Source organism: Candidatus Villigracilis affinis (assembly GCF_016705895.1).
In the GTDB taxonomy this organism is placed as follows: Bacteria; Chloroflexota; Anaerolineae; order Anaerolineales; family Villigracilaceae; genus Villigracilis; species Villigracilis affinis.
Map to the genome: position 1 here is coordinate 1 of NZ_JADJKT010000003.1, position 15,040 is coordinate 15,040.

Sequence of the window (15,040 nt, forward strand, 5' to 3'; positions counted from 1 at the left end):
TTCCAGACCTTCTGGCACATCGTTCTCCCGAATATCGGCACGGCTTTACTGGCGGGTGCCATTCTTGCCTTCTCACTTTCCTTCGATGAAGTCATCGTCACCACATTCACTGCGGGCCAGCAGGAAACGCTGCCGATCTGGATCCTTGGTCAAATGTTCAAGCCGCGCAGCCGTCCCATCACCAATGTCACCGCCATGCTGGTGGTGATCATCACCGCGCTTCCGATCCTGCTTGCGCAAAGGATCTGGCTGGCTCTTCCGACACCGAGGAAGCAATAAGTAATTTGTGATCGACTCGGATGCGAGCGGCGAGGAAACTCCTTGTCGCTCGTTTTCTTTGTATAATTCATCTCATGCGGAATCCCATCTGGAAGTTTGGATCGGACTTAACCAACCGCATGCTCATCTGGAGTATTCTCTCGATTCTTTCTGGACTTTATATCTGGTTCGCCGCAAATGAGTTTGGACGTGGCTTTGACATTCAAGCCTTTGTGGGGCTTATCGACGGCCTTGCCATTGTCGGCGCAAGAACTGCCGCTCGGCGCAAATCCACAGCCGACCCGATGCGTGAAGCGCTTTTCATCCGCAAAGTGTTGTGGATCAACTTTGGTCTCGATGTGTTGTATATCCTCGGTGGGGCTTGGGTCCTCCTAAATTATACAAATGTGTTCTGGCGGGGCACAGGCTGGGGGATCGTTTTGCAAGGCACGTTCCTGTTTTTCTTTGATCTTTTCCATGCCATAAAAATTCCTGTGGAGTTGAAATGACGTTTTCTTTTCTCAATCGAAAGTGCAAGGCGCGCGAACATCCCGAGGGCGGATGCGGCGTTTTTGCCACCGACTTTATTTCGAAAGGTGGAGTTGATCTCCTTGTGGGGCGGACATATCGTCCACCGCTCGAAACTGGATCCCGCCATGCCGCGCTTCACACAGCGCGTTTGCAGATCGACGAAGACCTGTATATTTTGACGGCTGAAAACCCCGAACCGAATGATTGCTTCAACCATTCCTGCGACCCAAATTTGGGCTTCTCTGGGCAGATCGGGTTGGTGGCGATACGCGATATTCTCAATGGGGAAGAGTTATGCTTCGATTACGCCATGTCTGATGGCGGGCCGTATGATGAATTTGAATGCTACTGCGGTTCGCCCATTTGCCGTAAAAAAAGTGACTGGCAACGATTGGAAACTGCCAGAATTGTGGGTGAGGTATGCGGGATATTTCTCCTTATCTTGCGAAGCGCATTGAGCAAATCAGGAAATGAAATATTTACTCGGTGAAAAATTGAATTTTGACTGGAAAGTGGCGGCTGTGACCATTGCTTCCACTTTGCTGCTGATGGTGGACCATTATCGTACGATCACACTTTATAAACACTGGGATCGTGTCATTCTGTATCTTGTTATTCCGCTTTTGGTCATCCTTGTTTTTTATCGTGAGAATCCGAAGGAGTATGGGTTTTCCTTTGGTGATTGGAAATTGGGTCTGACGTACACCGCGCTGGGTATTCTTTTCATGGCTCCCGTCATCTATTATTTGGGACGCGGAAATGCTGTGATGCGTGCGTATTATGCAGACTACCTGCCCGGCCTGCCGTGGACGACTTTTTCTCGATCTGATCGGTTGGGAGTTTTTCTTTCGCGGCTGGATTCTGTTTTCATATGCGCGCAGGTTCGGCCACGATGCGTTGTGGATTCATGCGGTCCCGTTTGCGTTGGCACATGTGGGCAAGCCTGAAGTCGAAACGCTTTCCACGATCTTCGGCGGGTTTGCTTTTGGATGGGTGGCCTGGCGTACACGGTCGTTCGTCTGGCCGTTTCTGATACACTGGTTTATTGCCACGTTCGTTATTCTTGTTGCTGCTGGAGCCTTGTAGAATTATGCCGCCTGAATCGATCCGTCCTGCCTTCGAATCAGAATCAACTCCAAATTAAGGACCTGATCAATTTGGTCGGGATCAACCCTACGGGTCTGGATTGGAAGCGTTTCGTCGTGGCGGTCAATGATAGTGGGCAGGTCATTGCCTGCGGGCAGATCAAGCCGCACGGGGTAGACATCCGCGAACTGGCTTCAATTGCAGTGCAGCCCGAATATCGCGGTCAAGGGCTGGCGCGTGCGGTGATCGAGGCGTTGTTGAGCCAGACACCGCGGCCTGTTTATTTGATGTGTATTGCGCACAATGGCCCAATGTATGAGAAATTCGGATTCCGCGCCATTGAAGGGGATCAGATGCCCAAATATTTCAAACGGATCAGGAAACTTTTTGATCTTGCCGTTGCTTTTCGTAAGACGGAAGAGAACTTGCTGGTGATGAAGTTGGAGTAAAATCGTCCCTATGAAAAACGTTTTGTATGTATTACTTGGTGTGTTTGTGGGATTTTTGCTGGGGGGCGTGATGTTGTTCGTTTCCCGCAAACCCGCGGGGGAGCCGATCGTTTTGCGGGCGGCGCCCACTTCCGCGCCCATTAAAGTGCACGTGGTCGGGGCCGTGCCGCGCCCGGATGTATACGAGCTTTTGGAAGGCGCACGCGTTCAGGATGCGCTTGACGCTGCTGGCGGCCCGCTCGCTGAAGCCAATCTGGATGGCCTCAACCTGGCCGCGCTCGTTGTGGATGGTCAGCAATTGGATATTCCATACAAAGACGGAGTCGAGCCGATCGAAACTGTTGAGCTGCCAGGTTCTGAAACCGCAACGCCCGATCCAAATGCGGGGGAGAGAATCAATATTAACACTGCCTCTCTCGAAGAATTGGATTCCCTGCCAGGCATTGGTTTGACCACGGCACAAAAGATCATCGATTACCGCCTTGCCAATGGACCATTTGCGAAAATCGAAGATATCCTGAACGTTTCGGGGATTGGCCCCACCACTTTTGAAGGTCTCAAAGACCTCATCACTGTCTAATGCCTTTCGATCATTTTGCAGCGATTGCTCCGATCTACGCGCGAGTCTCGTATTCGAAGCGTGACATCATGCGCGAAGTTGCTTCGCTGCCTGTCAGCGGACGTTTGCTTGATGTAGGCGGCGGTACGGGCCGCGTCTCCTCTGTTATTCGCGATCTTGTGAATGAAGTGGTCATTGCCGACGTTTCAATGGGGATGTTGAAAGAAACGCTTCATACTCCGCTGAAGCCTGTGTGCGGTGGTTCTGAATCATTGCCCTTCGCCGATGAATCCTTCGAGCGCGTCATCATGGTGGATGCATTACATCATGTCATCAACCATGCCGAAAGTGCGCGCGAGATGTTCCGCGTGTTGAAAACGGGCGGCGTGCTGGTCATCGAAGAGCCAGATATCCGTACCTTCGGCGTGAAGTTGATCGCACTTGCAGAAAAACTATTGCTGATGCGAAGTCACTTCCTCGCGCCAGATAAAATTGAAAAGTTGTTCGATACGGGGAAAAAGAGAATCAGGGCAGAGGATGGAACTGCCTGGGTGATCGTTCAAAAGTAAAGTTTGATTCCAAAAAATAATTAAATACGCTGATTTATGCTGAGGCCTCAGCATAAATCAGCGTATTTTAAAAGCGGATGCGATGTATTTTGCTGTTTTGTTATTCACTCGCCAGCACGTGACGGGCGATCACCAATCGTTGGATCTCGCTTGTGCCTTCGCCGATGGTCATCAGGCGGGCGTCGCGATACATTCTTTCCACGTTGTATTCGCGGCTGTAACCGTTCCCGCCGTGGATTTGGATCGCTTCGTAGCAAACACGTTCTGCCATTTCGGTGGCGTAGAGCTTGGCCATCGCGGCTTCCTTGTTGTAGGGGCGGCCTTGATCTTTCGTCCACGCGGCTTTGTGGAGCAGAGTGCGCGCCAATTCGATCTCGGTGGCCATGTTCGATAACTTGAATTGAATGGCTTGGAATTCTGAAATGCTCTGACCGAATGCTTTGCGCTCACGGGCATAGTCCACGGCGGCTTCGAGGGCGGCTTGTGCTAACCCAACCGAGATCGCACCGATGCTGATGCGGCCTGCGTCGAGTGTGGCAAGAGTCTGCTGCAATCCGCGCCCTTCCGCGCCGACGAGGTTTCCAAGCGGCACGTGGACATTATCGTAGCTGATTCCGCAGGCTGGTGAGCCGCGCAAGCCCATTTTCTTTTCGGGCGGGCCGATGGTCAGGCCTTTGGAATCGGTCGGCACGAGAATCATGCTCAACGATTTTGAGCCGCCTTTCGGGTCGGTGCGCACGAGGGTGATGATGTATTCGGCGATGCTGGCGTTCGTACACCACATCTTCGCGCCGTTGATGACCCATTCATCGCCTTGTTTTTCAGCTTTGGTGATCACGCCGCCTTGAATATCAGAGCCTGCCCCGGGTTCGGTCAGCGCGAGTGCGCCGAGTTTATTCTTTCCTTCGGCTACCAGTGGCAGCCATTTCTTTTTCAGTTCTTCACTTCCGTACAGGGCGATGGGAGCTGTGCCGAGTCCGTTGTGGGCGGTGAATGCCAGCGCGGTGGAACCACAGCCCCAGCCCAATTCTTCCATGGCGATGGATGAGGAGATCATATCCACACCTGAACCGCCGTAGGCCTCGGGGATGCTCATGCCCATCAACCCAAGCGGACCTCCCTTGCGAACCGCTTCCCAGTTGAATTCCTCATTTTCATCCACTTCACGGGACTTCGGTTTAACAACCTTTCCCACAAAATCGTGGACGGCTTTTTTCCATGCTTTCTGTTCTTCGTTTAGATCAAAATCCATTTTTTCTCCTGTTGAGTTTAAATCGTAATGACTTTTGCGGCTTTAATTTGTGCCTCGATGATATCAGGCATGCCACCGACGATGCCCAACTGTACCTGATCGCTGATGTTGTAAAAATCAAGGCAAGTGGAACAGATGATCAGACGTACGCCTTTTTCTTCCAATGCTTTTAATTGTTTCAGCACAGGTGAACCTGTGACAATCAGTTTTACCCCTTCAGCGTAAAAGCAGATTGCAACTGGCAAGCTTGTGTTTTGCGCAATTATTTCAAAATATTTAGCAGCCAGTTTGTGTTGAAGGGCAGGCTCTGCATTGCCCATGCCATTATTTGTGACAAGGATGACGGTGTCTTTCATGGTTTCATTTCCATTCTTATGATGATTTAGGGCTTGTTGAAGGCAATGAACAGGACTGTCCATAAAATGCTGACGATGAGTTGACGCACCCCGATGCGCACTGGTTTCCAGCCTGTGGCGGGGTGGGTAATGCCCCAAAGCGTTTCAAGCCATTGCACAAGAAATGCGGTGAAGATCAACTGCGGGATGATGCCTGCCCATCCAAGCAACAACGACACCAGCAAATTGAAGGATGTGTACAGGAAGGCGCGCCTGCCCATCTTCCATAACGCGCTTCTTTCCTGACCTTCGGCCTGGTCCCGTTGTTCAAGCCTGAGATATGCGTAGACAATGCTTGCGGCAGATTGAAGCCATGCCCAAACCCAAAGCCACCAGCCTGCGGGGTCATAGTGACCGAGTCCCACCCAGAGGGCGGCGGGAGCTACGAGAGCAAGAACGCCTGTGGCGATAATTTCCACGCCCGACTGTCTGCGCTCGGAGCGTTTGCTCACCAACCACAAATGCCACGCAAAGACAGGTCACCGGGGATGGCGAGATATAAGATATAGGTAAACCCTTCGAGAATGAGTCCGAGCAAGGCCAGGGCGGCGATACTGCCATAGATGAGCAACCAGAAACGGGCGGCGGGAAGATCCGTTTTTGGGCGGCGGCCAGAGATCGTTTTGACGATGACTGTCATCGGTTGGCGAATCATAAACGCAGACATCGCCGCAATAATGAGGTTGAATGTGGCGTAGGTGAAATGTTTCCCCGCAAAGATACCGATCAATAATGGACTGAAGATGAATACCCATGAGCCATGGTCTTGCGGGAGGGCAATTTGCTTTTTGAGGTATTCCTTCATAGTTGGCAAGCATACAAGAGAATCCGCCTGTGCGCAAGGTTGTTATAATAAGGCCAAATTCATTTGAGGAGAGATTTGGAATGGCAAAAAAGAAAATTGTAAAAAAGGCCCAGGCCCAACAATCTGACAGGACTATTCAATATGTGGTGGTGGCTTTGGCATTGATCGTGCTTGGATTTATTGCTTGGCCGTACCTTCCGAAACCGAAATCTAATGTTGAGGTTGGTGGTACGCCAGCCTGTGAAGTGTTCGATTCCATCACGGCCGCGGACCAGTATCCCTCTGCGCCGCCGTTGAGCATTGATGAGTCGAAACCTTATTTCGCGACCTTCAAAATGGAAAACGGCGGTGAGTTCGTTGTGCAGTTGTATTCCGATCAAGCTCCCATTACCGTGAACAGTTTTGTGTTCCTCGCCTGTAAGGGATTTTATAACGGTGTCACTTTCCACCGCGTGCTGGATGGCTTCATGGCGCAGGGCGGCGACCCGACGGGGACAGGCATGGGTGATCCTGGTTATGCATTTGAAGATGAATTCAGCGCTGACCTAGTTTTCGACCGACCTGGTTTGCTGGCCATGGCCAACTCCGGGCCGAATACCAATGGCAGTCAATTCTTCATCACCTATGGGCCGACTGAATTCCTGAACGGAAAACATACAATCTTCGGCGAAGTGGTGCAGGGCATGGACGTGGTCAATGCCCTCACGCGCCGCGATCCGCAGCAAAACCCCAGCTTTGAAGGCGACGCCATCGAAAGCGTAGTCATTACACAATAGAATTGGTTGGAATGCAGACCTAAATCCAGCAATCCTGCTCAGCGCGATTAATTGTTTTGGCGCAAGTGATGTGTTTGAACAGGCTGGAGTATTCTCTGGCCTGTTCAATTTTTGAAAGAAGAAAGGAAGTCGTTATGACAGAAACACATACCAAAGGCGAATCGCATGGTTGTATTGTGTGCGGAAAACTGTATCAGCTTTATGTCGTCACTGATGCACAGGGAAAATTTGTGGATGCCAAAGTGATGAGTGAGGGGGGTAGGCTGGTAAAACACCCTCAACGCGCACTTGTGGCCTGCGAAACCCATACTAAGGCCGAGGTTGAAGCGGCGGTGGCGCGGGCATATGGCATTCAAAAAGACGACGATGACGACTAACAAGTGCATGGTTTTTTCGTTGATGTTGGTGTATCATCGCCGTGTTTTGAGGCATTCACAACTCCCACATTCGAGGCTCCATGGCATCCACAAGCAAATTCATTCTCGCAATCGATCTGGGCACGTCAGGCCCCAAGGTCGCATTGTTTTCCACGCAAGGTGAATTGATCGGAAGTGAATTTCAAGAAACGCCAGTTATTCTTTTGCCGAACGGCGGCGCAGAGCAATCACCTGCTGTGTGGTGGAATGCGATCGACACTGCATGTAAACGTCTGCTTGCGAAGAAATTGGTTTCAAATGATGACATCGTCGCCATCGCAAACACCACGCAATGGTCGGGCACGGTTGCTGTGGATGCAGACGGCAATGCCATTGAAAATGCCGTCATCTGGATGGATGCGCGCGGCGCGCCTTATATCAAAAAGATCGCGGATGGTTTTCCAAAGATCGAAGGATATGGGCTTTCGAAAATCCTCAATTGGATTCGCTTAACGGGCGGTGCGCCAGGCAACTCGGGCAAAGACCCCATCGCGCACATTTTGTATCTCAAAGATGTCCGCCCCGATATTTATCAACGCACCTACAAATTCCTCGAGCCGATGGATTACATCGGCCTGCTGCTCACGGGGGAATTCGCCGCGTCGTTCAACTCGATCACATTGCATTGGATGACGGACAATCGCGACATCCAGAACGTGAAGTATCACGATGGCTTGATCCAGCTTGCAGGAATCGACCGCGCGAAACTCCCAGACCTGAAACCTGCGAATGCGCAATTGGGCACTCTGCGCCGTGAGATTGCCAGCGCATGGGGCTTGCGTGCTGACGTAAAAGTCTTCATGGGTTCGCCTGATCTGCATTCGGCGGCTGTCGGTTCTGGCGCAGTGCGTGATTTTGAGCCGCATTTATACGTGGGGACATCGGGCTGGATGGTTTGTCACGTCCCATTCAAGAAGACTGATATTTTTCATAACCTCGCTGCGTTGCCATCGGGAATCCCTGGGCGGTATTTGCTCACCAACGAACAGGAATCGGCAGGCGGATGTTTGCAGTATTTGCGCAACAATATCCTGTTCCCGCAGGATGAATTGTCTGTGGGCGAGAAGCCTGCCAATGTCTATCAACTGCTCGACCAAATGGCCGAGCGGACATCCGCAGGCAGCGGAAAATTGATCTTCACTCCCTGGCTGTATGGCGAGCGGACTCCTGTGGAAGATCATCTCGTGCGTGGCGGATTCTACAATCAGTCGCTCAGCACCACCCGCGCCGACATGGTGCGGGCCGTTTTTGAAGGTGTGGCGTACAATGCTCGTTGGTTATTGAAATATGTGGAGCAATTTAACAAACGGCCTGTCGAATCCATCAATATGGTCGGTGGTGGCGCAAAATCGAATATCTGGTGTCAGATCCACGCCGATGTGTTGAATCGTCCCATTCGTCAGGTGAAGGACCCGATCGAGGCGAATGTGCGTGGGGCGGCCTTGCTTGCTTCCGCTGGGATGGGGTATTTGAAATACGACGAGATCGGCACGCATGTGAAAATTGCGAATACATACACGCCTAACCCTGACAATCGTAAAATTTATGACGAATTGTTTCAGGGATTTCTTGCGATCTACGAAAGCAATCGCAAGATCTATGCCCGTTTGAATCGAATGCATTAATCTGGAGAAAAACATGAGTTGGATGGACACGTTGATGAAGCAGGCGGGGAAATTGAATCCGCGGGTGCTGGCGTTTTTGGAAAAACGCATGAAGAATATTCCCAGCGTCGCGAAAAAGATCGAAGGTGAATACGCCGAGATCATGACCGAGTTGGAAACTTCGGTAAAGCCTTACAAAAATAAATTCACCACGTTTACCCAGATCCCCGCAAAAGGACGAAGCCATGCCGAGATTCTGGGCGAAATGGAAGCGATGCGCGCGCTGGAGGAATCCCACTGGAAGGACGGGTTTATTTCAGGCGCGGTCTATCATGGCGATCAGGAGCATATTGATTTTCTAAATCAGGTGTATGCGCTCAACTCGCAGAGCAATCCGCTCCACGCGGATGTGTGGCCGAGTGCCACCAAATTCGAGGCGGAGATCGTTGCGATGACCGCGAACATGCTCAGCGGGGCGGGCACGGATGTGTGCGGTACCCTTTCTTCAGGCGGTACAGAAAGCATCATGCTGGCGATGAAAACCTATCGTGATTGGGCACGCGAAACGAAAGGCATCACCAAGCCTGAGATGATCGTTCCTGTAACGGCGCACGCAGCCTTCGACAAAGCCAGTCAGTATTTCAACATCAAGACCATTCATGTGCCAGTGGATGAAAACTTCCGCGCGGACTTGAAGGCCGTGAAAAAGGCCATCTCAAGGAATACGATCGTCATCGTAGGATCGGCACCTTCTTTCCCGCATGGCGCCATTGACCCGATCGCCGAAATGTCTGAGCTGGCGCGTCAGCACAACATCGGCTTCCACACCGATGCCTGCCTTGGTGGTTTCGTTTTGCCTTGGGCAGAGAAATTGGGATACAACGTACCAGCCTTTGATTTTCGTCTGGCGGGTGTGACGTCCATTTCGGTGGATACGCATAAATACGGTTACGCCGCAAAAGGGACCTCGGTCATTCTCTATCGCAATCAGGAATTGCGGCATTTTCAGTATTACACCACCACCGAGTGGCCAGGTGGGTTGTATTTTTCCCCGACCTTTGCTGGGAGCCGTCCCGGTGCATTGAGTGCCTCCTGCTGGGCGGCGCTGACAGCCATGGGCGAAGAAGGCTACCTTACCGCAACGAAGAGAATTCTTGAGACAGCCGAAAAGATCAAGCAAGGCATTCGGGAGATTCCCGAGTTACATGTTTTGGGTGATCCACTCTTTGTGGTGGCTTTTGCCTCAGAATCGATCAACGTGTATAAGGTGTTGGATCACATGTCTCATAAAAAATGGAGTTTGAACGGTTTGCATAAGCCGACCTGCGTGCATTTGTGCGTCACATTGCGACATACTCAGCCCGGTGTGGCGGAAAGATTCCTGACTGACCTGCGCGAGGCGGTTGAGTACGTTAAAGGACACCCTGAAGAAAAAGGCTCGATGGCTCCTGTCTACGGCATGGCAGCGACAATTCCCATGCGGGGCATGGTCAGTGACTTGTTGAAGAAGTATTTGGATTTGATATTCAAGGTGTAGGGTAGCGGAAGGAAGAAAGAAATCGCGCGAGATTATTCGCGCGATTTCTTTACTGATTACTTTTTATTGAAAACGGCTTCTATCCGCATCCGCCGCCAGATTTGTCACGTTTCAACTGTAACTTGATCTTGGCTTCGAATTCGAGCGATTCGTATTCGATGGGATTGGGGGAACATGATTCGTAACGGCTGCCCAATGCTGCGGGGAAGACAAAGCCCAATTGGTCGTCACCAGCATTCGGGTCGGGTTGAAGCGCCTTGTCGTCGTTGCCAAAGAATGCGATCCAGTTATTCACTCCGCCTTCGAGGATGTACACATTCGGTACACTCGATGCGACGAGGGTTTTCCAGGCTTGCACGGCGGCGGCTTCGTCGTTGCTCATCAAAATGTAGACGGTGTTCGCGGGTGGTTCGGTGAGTAGGACGGGAATGACCTCAGTCATGCGTTCAGCAGGGACGTTGACCGCGTCTTCGATGTGATACAGGTTGTAATCGGTTTCGGAACGCACATCGAGATAAACGGGATTCATGGATTGGTTGTATTTTGCCTTGAAGGCTTCGGCTGGTGTAATGAAGACAAGACGATTCGAAAGCATTTCATCGGCGGTGTAGGTTTTTGTTTCCGTGATCGGGTCGGCATTCAACTGTTCGATGGTTTCGGTGCGCGTGAAGGTGAGTTTGTTGTATTTATCTTCGAGAGACGGGCTGCCGATGAAGAATACAGCGAAGGCTGCTGCCGCAAGAAGCATTGCGCCAACGGGACGAAGTTTGGGTTCTTTGCTCAGGTCTTTTTTGCCGAAGATGCGTTCGAGTTGTTCTGCACCCCAGAACATGAAGAGTGCCATGAAAACAACCAGCACAACGACCGCACCGAGCGGAATGCCAAAGACCTGATCCAGTGTGACACGGCCAAAGTAACCCGCGTTGTTGTACCATTGGGTGAAGTATTGTTCGGTTTCGCCGAAGAGGAACGCACCGACAAATCCGCCGAGCATGAACATCATGCCGTCGATCTTGCCTGTGGATGCAGAGGCGAGTGAAGTGGTGGGGCAAAAGCCGCCGACAATGAATCCGACGCCCATGATCAGCCCGCCGACGATGCCAGAGGCGAGGTAGGTTGGGTTGACCCATACCTGGCTGAAATCGAGAAGGCCCAGGCCGACCGCGCCAAAGAGCAGAACCATCGCCACGACGATGGCGGTGAACATGACCTTGAGCACGGTCAATTCAGTGAAGTAAAACTGCGCCGCGAGTTTGCGCGAGTCGCCAAAGCCTGACATTTCAAGGGTATAGCCAAACGCAAAACCGATCACCGCAAAGAGGACATATGTCCACGGATTGGCTGCGCTGACTGCCACGAGAGAGGGGAGAGGAAAGTTCATGTGTGTCTCCTGAAATTACCATTTACCAATTACGTTACGGTTCTGGTAATTAGTGATTAGTAATTAATTCCAAAGCTTTCTGACAAAATATGCCAGTCCATACGCGCCGCCGAAGATGGCGAACATCACAACCCACGAACCTGCGGAGAGGGTCGCGCCGCCGGAGAGTGCCTGCCCCGAGGTACATCCGCGGGCCATGCGTGCGCCATACAGGAAGATCACACCGCCGAGGAAGGACATCAGCCAGCGTGTGCGGTTGGAAATGTTCGGTCCCTTGGTGGTCATGAACTTAAGGCGGCCATTGAAGAAGCCCGAGGAAAAACCGCCGAACAATGCACCAAAGAATACAGGCACGATCCAATCATCCAGCGGATTTTTGTCGCCGCCAGCCATTTTCAATAAATATGGATTGTTGTCCACGTGCGATGGGGAGATGCTATCCACGATCAATGCATCGATGCGGCTGGTCGCACCCGAAGACCCGAGCCCGTTGCCTGTCAGGAAGAAGGCGAGGAATAGCACAACTCCAAGCACGATCCCGCCGATATACGGATGCACATAAGGTTTTTCGGGTCGGTTGAAAATTGTTTTTCTTGTTTGAGTAGTCATTTGTTTACTCCTTTTTTTCTAAACACAAAGGTACAAAGGATTGAAGATGAAGGATGACTGATTCATCCTTCATCATTTATCCTTCACCCTTTTTTCTCATGCACTTCCACTTCCTCGTAGCCAGTCACCATTGCGCGCATTGCTTCGAGCGGAGTTGCGCCAGTGGTGGTCATATACACATGGACAAGGATGAATGTGCCGAACATCCATGCGACGAGCGAGTGGAACGGGGCCAGGAAGGGAAGCCCACCAGCGATCTCGGGCCATTTTTGTACAGCCCACATCATCACGCCTGTAATGATCTGCAATGGCAGGAGCACATTCAGGATCATGAAGTAGGTCATCTTTTGGATCGGGTTCATGCGGCTATCAGGTCGCTTTTCGAACGGGTGACCTTCGCCTTTGAAGATGCCAGCGATGTAAAACTTCGCCTGCACCATCGCATCGTCGAAAAAGCCATATGGGCGCGGAATGAATTCCTGAATGCGTTCAGTGGCAATATGATAGAAGAACGAAAGCGCCGCATTGATCACCAGAATGACAGCCAGAACATTGTGGACGGTCACCACGCCGCGGAACGAGAACGCACCGAAGATATCTGGTCTGTGAATGATCAAGCCTGTGAATAACAGGATGATGATGGATGCGGTTTGCAGCCAATGCCAGAAGCGGCGATACGGTTCATACATGTAGATCCGCTCGGTTCTTACTGGACCGTGAGCCTGTTTCTTCGACGAGAAGAATCTCAGCGTTCCGTGGCCAAGCACACCTAAAAGCGAACCCGCGAATGCGATCGCTCCGAACCAGTCGATCCAGCTGACGCGGCTCGAACCGAAGACATACATGTCATCGTTGGCGGGATTCGGCTGGTAGTACAACGCGCCGTCTTCGCCCTTGACGATTGCGCCTGTGCCGTTGACATTATTGCTCGTATCGAAAACAGGTATGGCCGGGGCATTGTCGGCAAGTTTGATGGATTGCGCAACGCGCGAGTCTGCATCGTGGCAGGATTGGCAATCATTGACCGCATCTTCGCCGCGTGTGACGTTGTGATTGATGCTGTACGGCTGTACCATGCCTTCGATGTGCGGATTATTCAGTCCCAGCGCGAGTAGTTTGGTTTTGACCGCTTCTTCCTTGGCAGGAGAGTCGATGGTAAGTTCTGCGTTGCTGAGTTTGCCGTCGCTGTTTGAATCAAATGCTGCGACAATATCACCAGCGTAGTTTCCGTTTTCAAGATATGCCGATTCGAGATCGATCAGGCGCACGGGGCGTTTGTTGCCGTTTGCGTCATCGTACACCCAATAGAAGGATGTAATCAGGTTATATGGGGCGAGCAGGGTGTTGCCGTCAATATTTGTGCGATTGAGCAGGATAGGTTCGTAGCCGGTGACCAATGAAGTTATTTCGTTGGGTGTGCCTTCCACGCCTCGGCAGGTTTCCACTGCATTGCCGTCGGTTGTGACCACGGTCCAGTCATAGGATTGGATGGCGGGCGCGTACATCTGCGGGATGTGACAGGTTTCGCAGGCGACTGCTTCCATGTGTGTGTCAATGTAGGGGAGCCAGTCGGAATGCCCCTTGCTTGCGTCATGGCAGTTTTCACATCGGCGCATGGTGCCTTTGTATTCGGGCGCAACATTGAATTGTGCGCTTTCGCCGCGGGCAAAGTTATGGTCTGGGCGCTGCAAATATTCATTTATTTCCAGTGAACGCGGATCGTAAACGAGGTGTTCAGGATTGGTGCCTTGCAATTCACTGGCGTGCGAGGGATTATTCAGTGCATAGTGACAATCGGTACATTGCAATTGGCGTTCGGCATGAATGTCCCACGAGCGATCGAGTTCGTTCTTGTTGGTTAGATTCACGCCGGATTGATTGATGCGCTGTCCGCTGACAACCTGACCCGTAGTAGCGGTTTGCGGATAGTTCAAGTCACATTGGCTGACGGTGAGTGGATCGCCTGAGTTGGGATGCACTTCGCCGTGACATGCCGCACAGTTTGCGTTTGTGGGGTCTTGAATGGCGAGCAGCTCGCTCTTGAGTTCGCCATTTACGTTGAAGGCTTCCGTATTCCATGCCCAGCCTTCGCCAGATTTGCTGACGATGTTCAGATCAAGCAGGGTGGCAGTGTTTGCGCTGCTGAAATTACCTGCATGAATCGCTTCGGCGCGGGCAGTGGTGTTGGGTGATTCGAGGTGGCACAGGAAGCAGTTCATTTCCATTGTGCCTGATTCGTTCCAATTCCAGGTGCTGACGTTGCCGTTTTCGTTCAGAAAGGCTGTTTCAGGATTGCCTTCACTGGCTTTTACATTCGTGAGGGAAACACCATCGCGGGATGTGGTGGCAGGTCCGCCGCCGACGATGCGTTCACCGTAAAGTTTGAGCCATTCGGCGGTGGAGAGGTCGAGGCGTTCGTCGCCGTTCTGCGAAAGATAGCGATAGGTGAGTGGGTCCCATTTGCCAAAAGTACCGTTGCTGGAATTCAGGTCTTTGCTTTCCTGATAATCAGACAGGCCAAGGTCGGCATGAAATGCATGGCTTTCGATAAAGGCGGTGTCGTGGCATTGTCCGCAGGTTTGTGTGGTGGAGACTGCGCCATTGCTTTCGAGCACATTCACGCCGTTCGAATCGAGCAGGATAAAGTTTGGGTGCAGGATCGAACCCTGTTGGGCAGGAGCAGGCTCGGGCGAAGCAAGAACCGTTCCGATTCCGATGGCGAGGACAAGGATGAGAAGTCCTGTGATTGTGAGGAGTTTGTATTTGTTCATAATGTCGTCCTTGTGAATTAGGAACTAGGGATTAGGCACTTC

18 protein-coding genes are annotated in these 15,040 nt (G+C 51.7%); 11 read left to right on the plus strand and 7 right to left on the minus strand.

Translation table 11 applies throughout. The features are described 5' to 3' along the window. From IPI86_RS00995 to IPI86_RS01025, 7 genes are all read left to right on the plus strand, one after another. Positions 1-279, plus strand: a 279-nt coding sequence (locus tag IPI86_RS00995) for an ABC transporter permease subunit (RefSeq protein WP_345296111.1), incomplete at its 5' end; no start/stop codon positions are given. Between the two features lie 74 nt (positions 280-353). Continuing rightward, on the plus strand, positions 354-767 hold the full coding sequence (locus IPI86_RS01000; RefSeq protein WP_345296112.1) for a hypothetical protein: 414 nt from the start codon (positions 354-356) through the stop codon (positions 765-767). Beyond that, positions 764-1,279, plus strand: coding sequence for an SET domain-containing protein-lysine N-methyltransferase (locus tag IPI86_RS01005; RefSeq protein ID WP_345296113.1), 516 nt, complete (start codon positions 764-766; stop codon positions 1,277-1,279). The genes IPI86_RS01000 and IPI86_RS01005 overlap by 4 nt, the downstream gene beginning before the upstream one ends. After that, positions 1,260-1,736, plus strand: a complete 477-nt coding sequence (locus IPI86_RS01010) for a hypothetical protein (RefSeq protein ID WP_345296114.1) — start codon at positions 1,260-1,262, stop codon at positions 1,734-1,736. Before IPI86_RS01005 ends, IPI86_RS01010 begins: the two co-directional genes overlap by 20 nt. A gap of 42 nt (positions 1,737-1,778) precedes the next feature. Further along, on the plus strand, positions 1,779-2,324 hold the full coding sequence (locus tag IPI86_RS01015; RefSeq protein WP_345296115.1) for a GNAT family N-acetyltransferase: 546 nt from the start codon (positions 1,779-1,781) through the stop codon (positions 2,322-2,324). Positions 2,325-2,334: 10 nt separating this feature from the next. Further along, positions 2,335-2,904 (plus strand): ComEA family DNA-binding protein, encoded by a 570-nt coding sequence (locus IPI86_RS01020; protein WP_345296116.1) that lies wholly within the window; start codon positions 2,335-2,337, stop codon positions 2,902-2,904. Then, positions 2,904-3,452 (plus strand): class I SAM-dependent methyltransferase, encoded by a 549-nt coding sequence (locus IPI86_RS01025; RefSeq protein WP_345296117.1) that lies wholly within the window; start codon positions 2,904-2,906, stop codon positions 3,450-3,452. Before IPI86_RS01020 ends, IPI86_RS01025 begins: the two co-directional genes overlap by 1 nt. Positions 3,453-3,552: 100 nt before the next feature. Here the strand turns inward: IPI86_RS01025 and IPI86_RS01030 are convergent, their stop codons facing one another. From IPI86_RS01030 to IPI86_RS01045, 4 genes are read right to left on the minus strand one after another with little or no spacing between them, the layout of a single operon-like run. Further along, the gene (locus IPI86_RS01030; protein WP_345296118.1) at positions 3,553-4,704 is read right to left on the minus strand and encodes an acyl-CoA dehydrogenase family protein; all 1,152 of its coding nucleotides are present in this window, start codon (positions 4,702-4,704) and stop codon (positions 3,553-3,555) included. A gap of 17 nt (positions 4,705-4,721) precedes the next feature. After that, positions 4,722-5,060: a DsrE family protein gene (locus IPI86_RS01035; protein ID WP_345296119.1), complete on the minus strand. Its 339-nt coding sequence runs from the start codon at positions 5,058-5,060 to the stop codon at positions 4,722-4,724. Positions 5,061-5,086: 26 nt separating this feature from the next. After that, positions 5,087-5,551, minus strand: coding sequence for a hypothetical protein (locus IPI86_RS01040; protein ID WP_345296120.1), 465 nt, complete (start codon positions 5,549-5,551; stop codon positions 5,087-5,089). Next, positions 5,548-5,904: a YwiC-like family protein gene (locus IPI86_RS01045; RefSeq protein ID WP_345296162.1), complete on the minus strand. Its 357-nt coding sequence runs from the start codon at positions 5,902-5,904 to the stop codon at positions 5,548-5,550. Before IPI86_RS01045 ends, IPI86_RS01040 begins: the two co-directional genes overlap by 4 nt. 299 nt (positions 5,905-6,203) lie before the next feature. Between IPI86_RS01045 and IPI86_RS01050 the strand changes: the two genes are divergently transcribed. The 4 genes from IPI86_RS01050 to IPI86_RS01065 all read left to right on the plus strand — a co-directional run bounded on the left by IPI86_RS01050 (position 6,204) and on the right by IPI86_RS01065 (position 10,237). Next, on the plus strand, positions 6,204-6,680 hold the full coding sequence (locus IPI86_RS01050; RefSeq protein ID WP_345296163.1) for a peptidylprolyl isomerase: 477 nt from the start codon (positions 6,204-6,206) through the stop codon (positions 6,678-6,680). A gap of 134 nt (positions 6,681-6,814) precedes the next feature. Continuing rightward, positions 6,815-7,057 (plus strand): hypothetical protein, encoded by a 243-nt coding sequence (locus tag IPI86_RS01055; RefSeq protein ID WP_345296121.1) that lies wholly within the window; start codon positions 6,815-6,817, stop codon positions 7,055-7,057. 80 nt (positions 7,058-7,137) lie between these two features. Then, positions 7,138-8,721 carry an FGGY-family carbohydrate kinase gene (locus IPI86_RS01060; RefSeq protein WP_345296122.1) on the plus strand — a complete coding sequence of 528 codons (1,584 nt, stop codon included), beginning with the start codon at positions 7,138-7,140 and terminating at the stop codon, positions 8,719-8,721. 22 nt (positions 8,722-8,743) lie between these two features. After that, positions 8,744-10,237, plus strand: coding sequence for an aminotransferase class V-fold PLP-dependent enzyme (locus IPI86_RS01065; RefSeq protein ID WP_345296164.1), 1,494 nt, complete (start codon positions 8,744-8,746; stop codon positions 10,235-10,237). A 79-nt stretch (positions 10,238-10,316) separates the two neighbouring features. On the opposite strand, the gene IPI86_RS01070 is transcribed toward IPI86_RS01065, so the two are convergent. The 3 genes from IPI86_RS01070 to IPI86_RS01080 form a co-directional block, all read right to left on the minus strand. Beyond that, positions 10,317-11,618 (minus strand): YeeE/YedE thiosulfate transporter family protein, encoded by a 1,302-nt coding sequence (locus IPI86_RS01070; protein ID WP_345296123.1) that lies wholly within the window; start codon positions 11,616-11,618, stop codon positions 10,317-10,319. Between the two features lie 63 nt (positions 11,619-11,681). After that, positions 11,682-12,227: a YeeE/YedE thiosulfate transporter family protein gene (locus tag IPI86_RS01075; RefSeq protein WP_345296124.1), complete on the minus strand. Its 546-nt coding sequence runs from the start codon at positions 12,225-12,227 to the stop codon at positions 11,682-11,684. A gap of 83 nt (positions 12,228-12,310) precedes the next feature. Further along, positions 12,311-14,998 carry a cytochrome b/b6 domain-containing protein gene (locus IPI86_RS01080; protein ID WP_345296125.1) on the minus strand — a complete coding sequence of 896 codons (2,688 nt, stop codon included), beginning with the start codon at positions 14,996-14,998 and terminating at the stop codon, positions 12,311-12,313. Positions 14,999-15,040: the final 42 nt, after the last annotated feature.

Excerpts from the sequence above, each read along its gene's own strand:
- IPI86_RS01000 (WP_345296112.1), top strand. The coding sequence starts at position 354 with ATGCGGAATCCCATCTGGAAGTTTGGATCGGACTTAACCAACCGCATG.
- IPI86_RS01005 (WP_345296113.1), top strand. The coding sequence starts at position 764 with ATGACGTTTTCTTTTCTCAATCGAAAGTGCAAGGCGCGCGAACATCCC.
- IPI86_RS01010 (WP_345296114.1), top strand. The coding sequence starts at position 1,260 with ATGAAATATTTACTCGGTGAAAAATTGAATTTTGACTGGAAAGTGGCG.
- IPI86_RS01015 (WP_345296115.1), top strand. The coding sequence starts at position 1,779 with ATGGGTGGCCTGGCGTACACGGTCGTTCGTCTGGCCGTTTCTGATACA.
- IPI86_RS01020 (WP_345296116.1), top strand. The coding sequence starts at position 2,335 with ATGAAAAACGTTTTGTATGTATTACTTGGTGTGTTTGTGGGATTTTTG.
- IPI86_RS01025 (WP_345296117.1), top strand. The coding sequence starts at position 2,904 with ATGCCTTTCGATCATTTTGCAGCGATTGCTCCGATCTACGCGCGAGTC.
- IPI86_RS01030 (WP_345296118.1), bottom strand. The coding sequence starts at position 4,704 with ATGGATTTTGATCTAAACGAAGAACAGAAAGCATGGAAAAAAGCCGTC.
- IPI86_RS01035 (WP_345296119.1), bottom strand. The coding sequence starts at position 5,060 with ATGAAAGACACCGTCATCCTTGTCACAAATAATGGCATGGGCAATGCA.
- IPI86_RS01045 (WP_345296162.1), bottom strand. The coding sequence starts at position 5,904 with ATGAAGGAATACCTCAAAAAGCAAATTGCCCTCCCGCAAGACCATGGC.
- IPI86_RS01055 (WP_345296121.1), top strand. The coding sequence starts at position 6,815 with ATGACAGAAACACATACCAAAGGCGAATCGCATGGTTGTATTGTGTGC.
- IPI86_RS01060 (WP_345296122.1), top strand. The coding sequence starts at position 7,138 with ATGGCATCCACAAGCAAATTCATTCTCGCAATCGATCTGGGCACGTCA.
- IPI86_RS01065 (WP_345296164.1), top strand. The coding sequence starts at position 8,744 with ATGGACACGTTGATGAAGCAGGCGGGGAAATTGAATCCGCGGGTGCTG.
- IPI86_RS01070 (WP_345296123.1), bottom strand. The coding sequence starts at position 11,618 with ATGAACTTTCCTCTCCCCTCTCTCGTGGCAGTCAGCGCAGCCAATCCG.
- IPI86_RS01075 (WP_345296124.1), bottom strand. The coding sequence starts at position 12,227 with ATGACTACTCAAACAAGAAAAACAATTTTCAACCGACCCGAAAAACCT.
- IPI86_RS01080 (WP_345296125.1), bottom strand. The coding sequence starts at position 14,998 with ATGAACAAATACAAACTCCTCACAATCACAGGACTTCTCATCCTTGTC.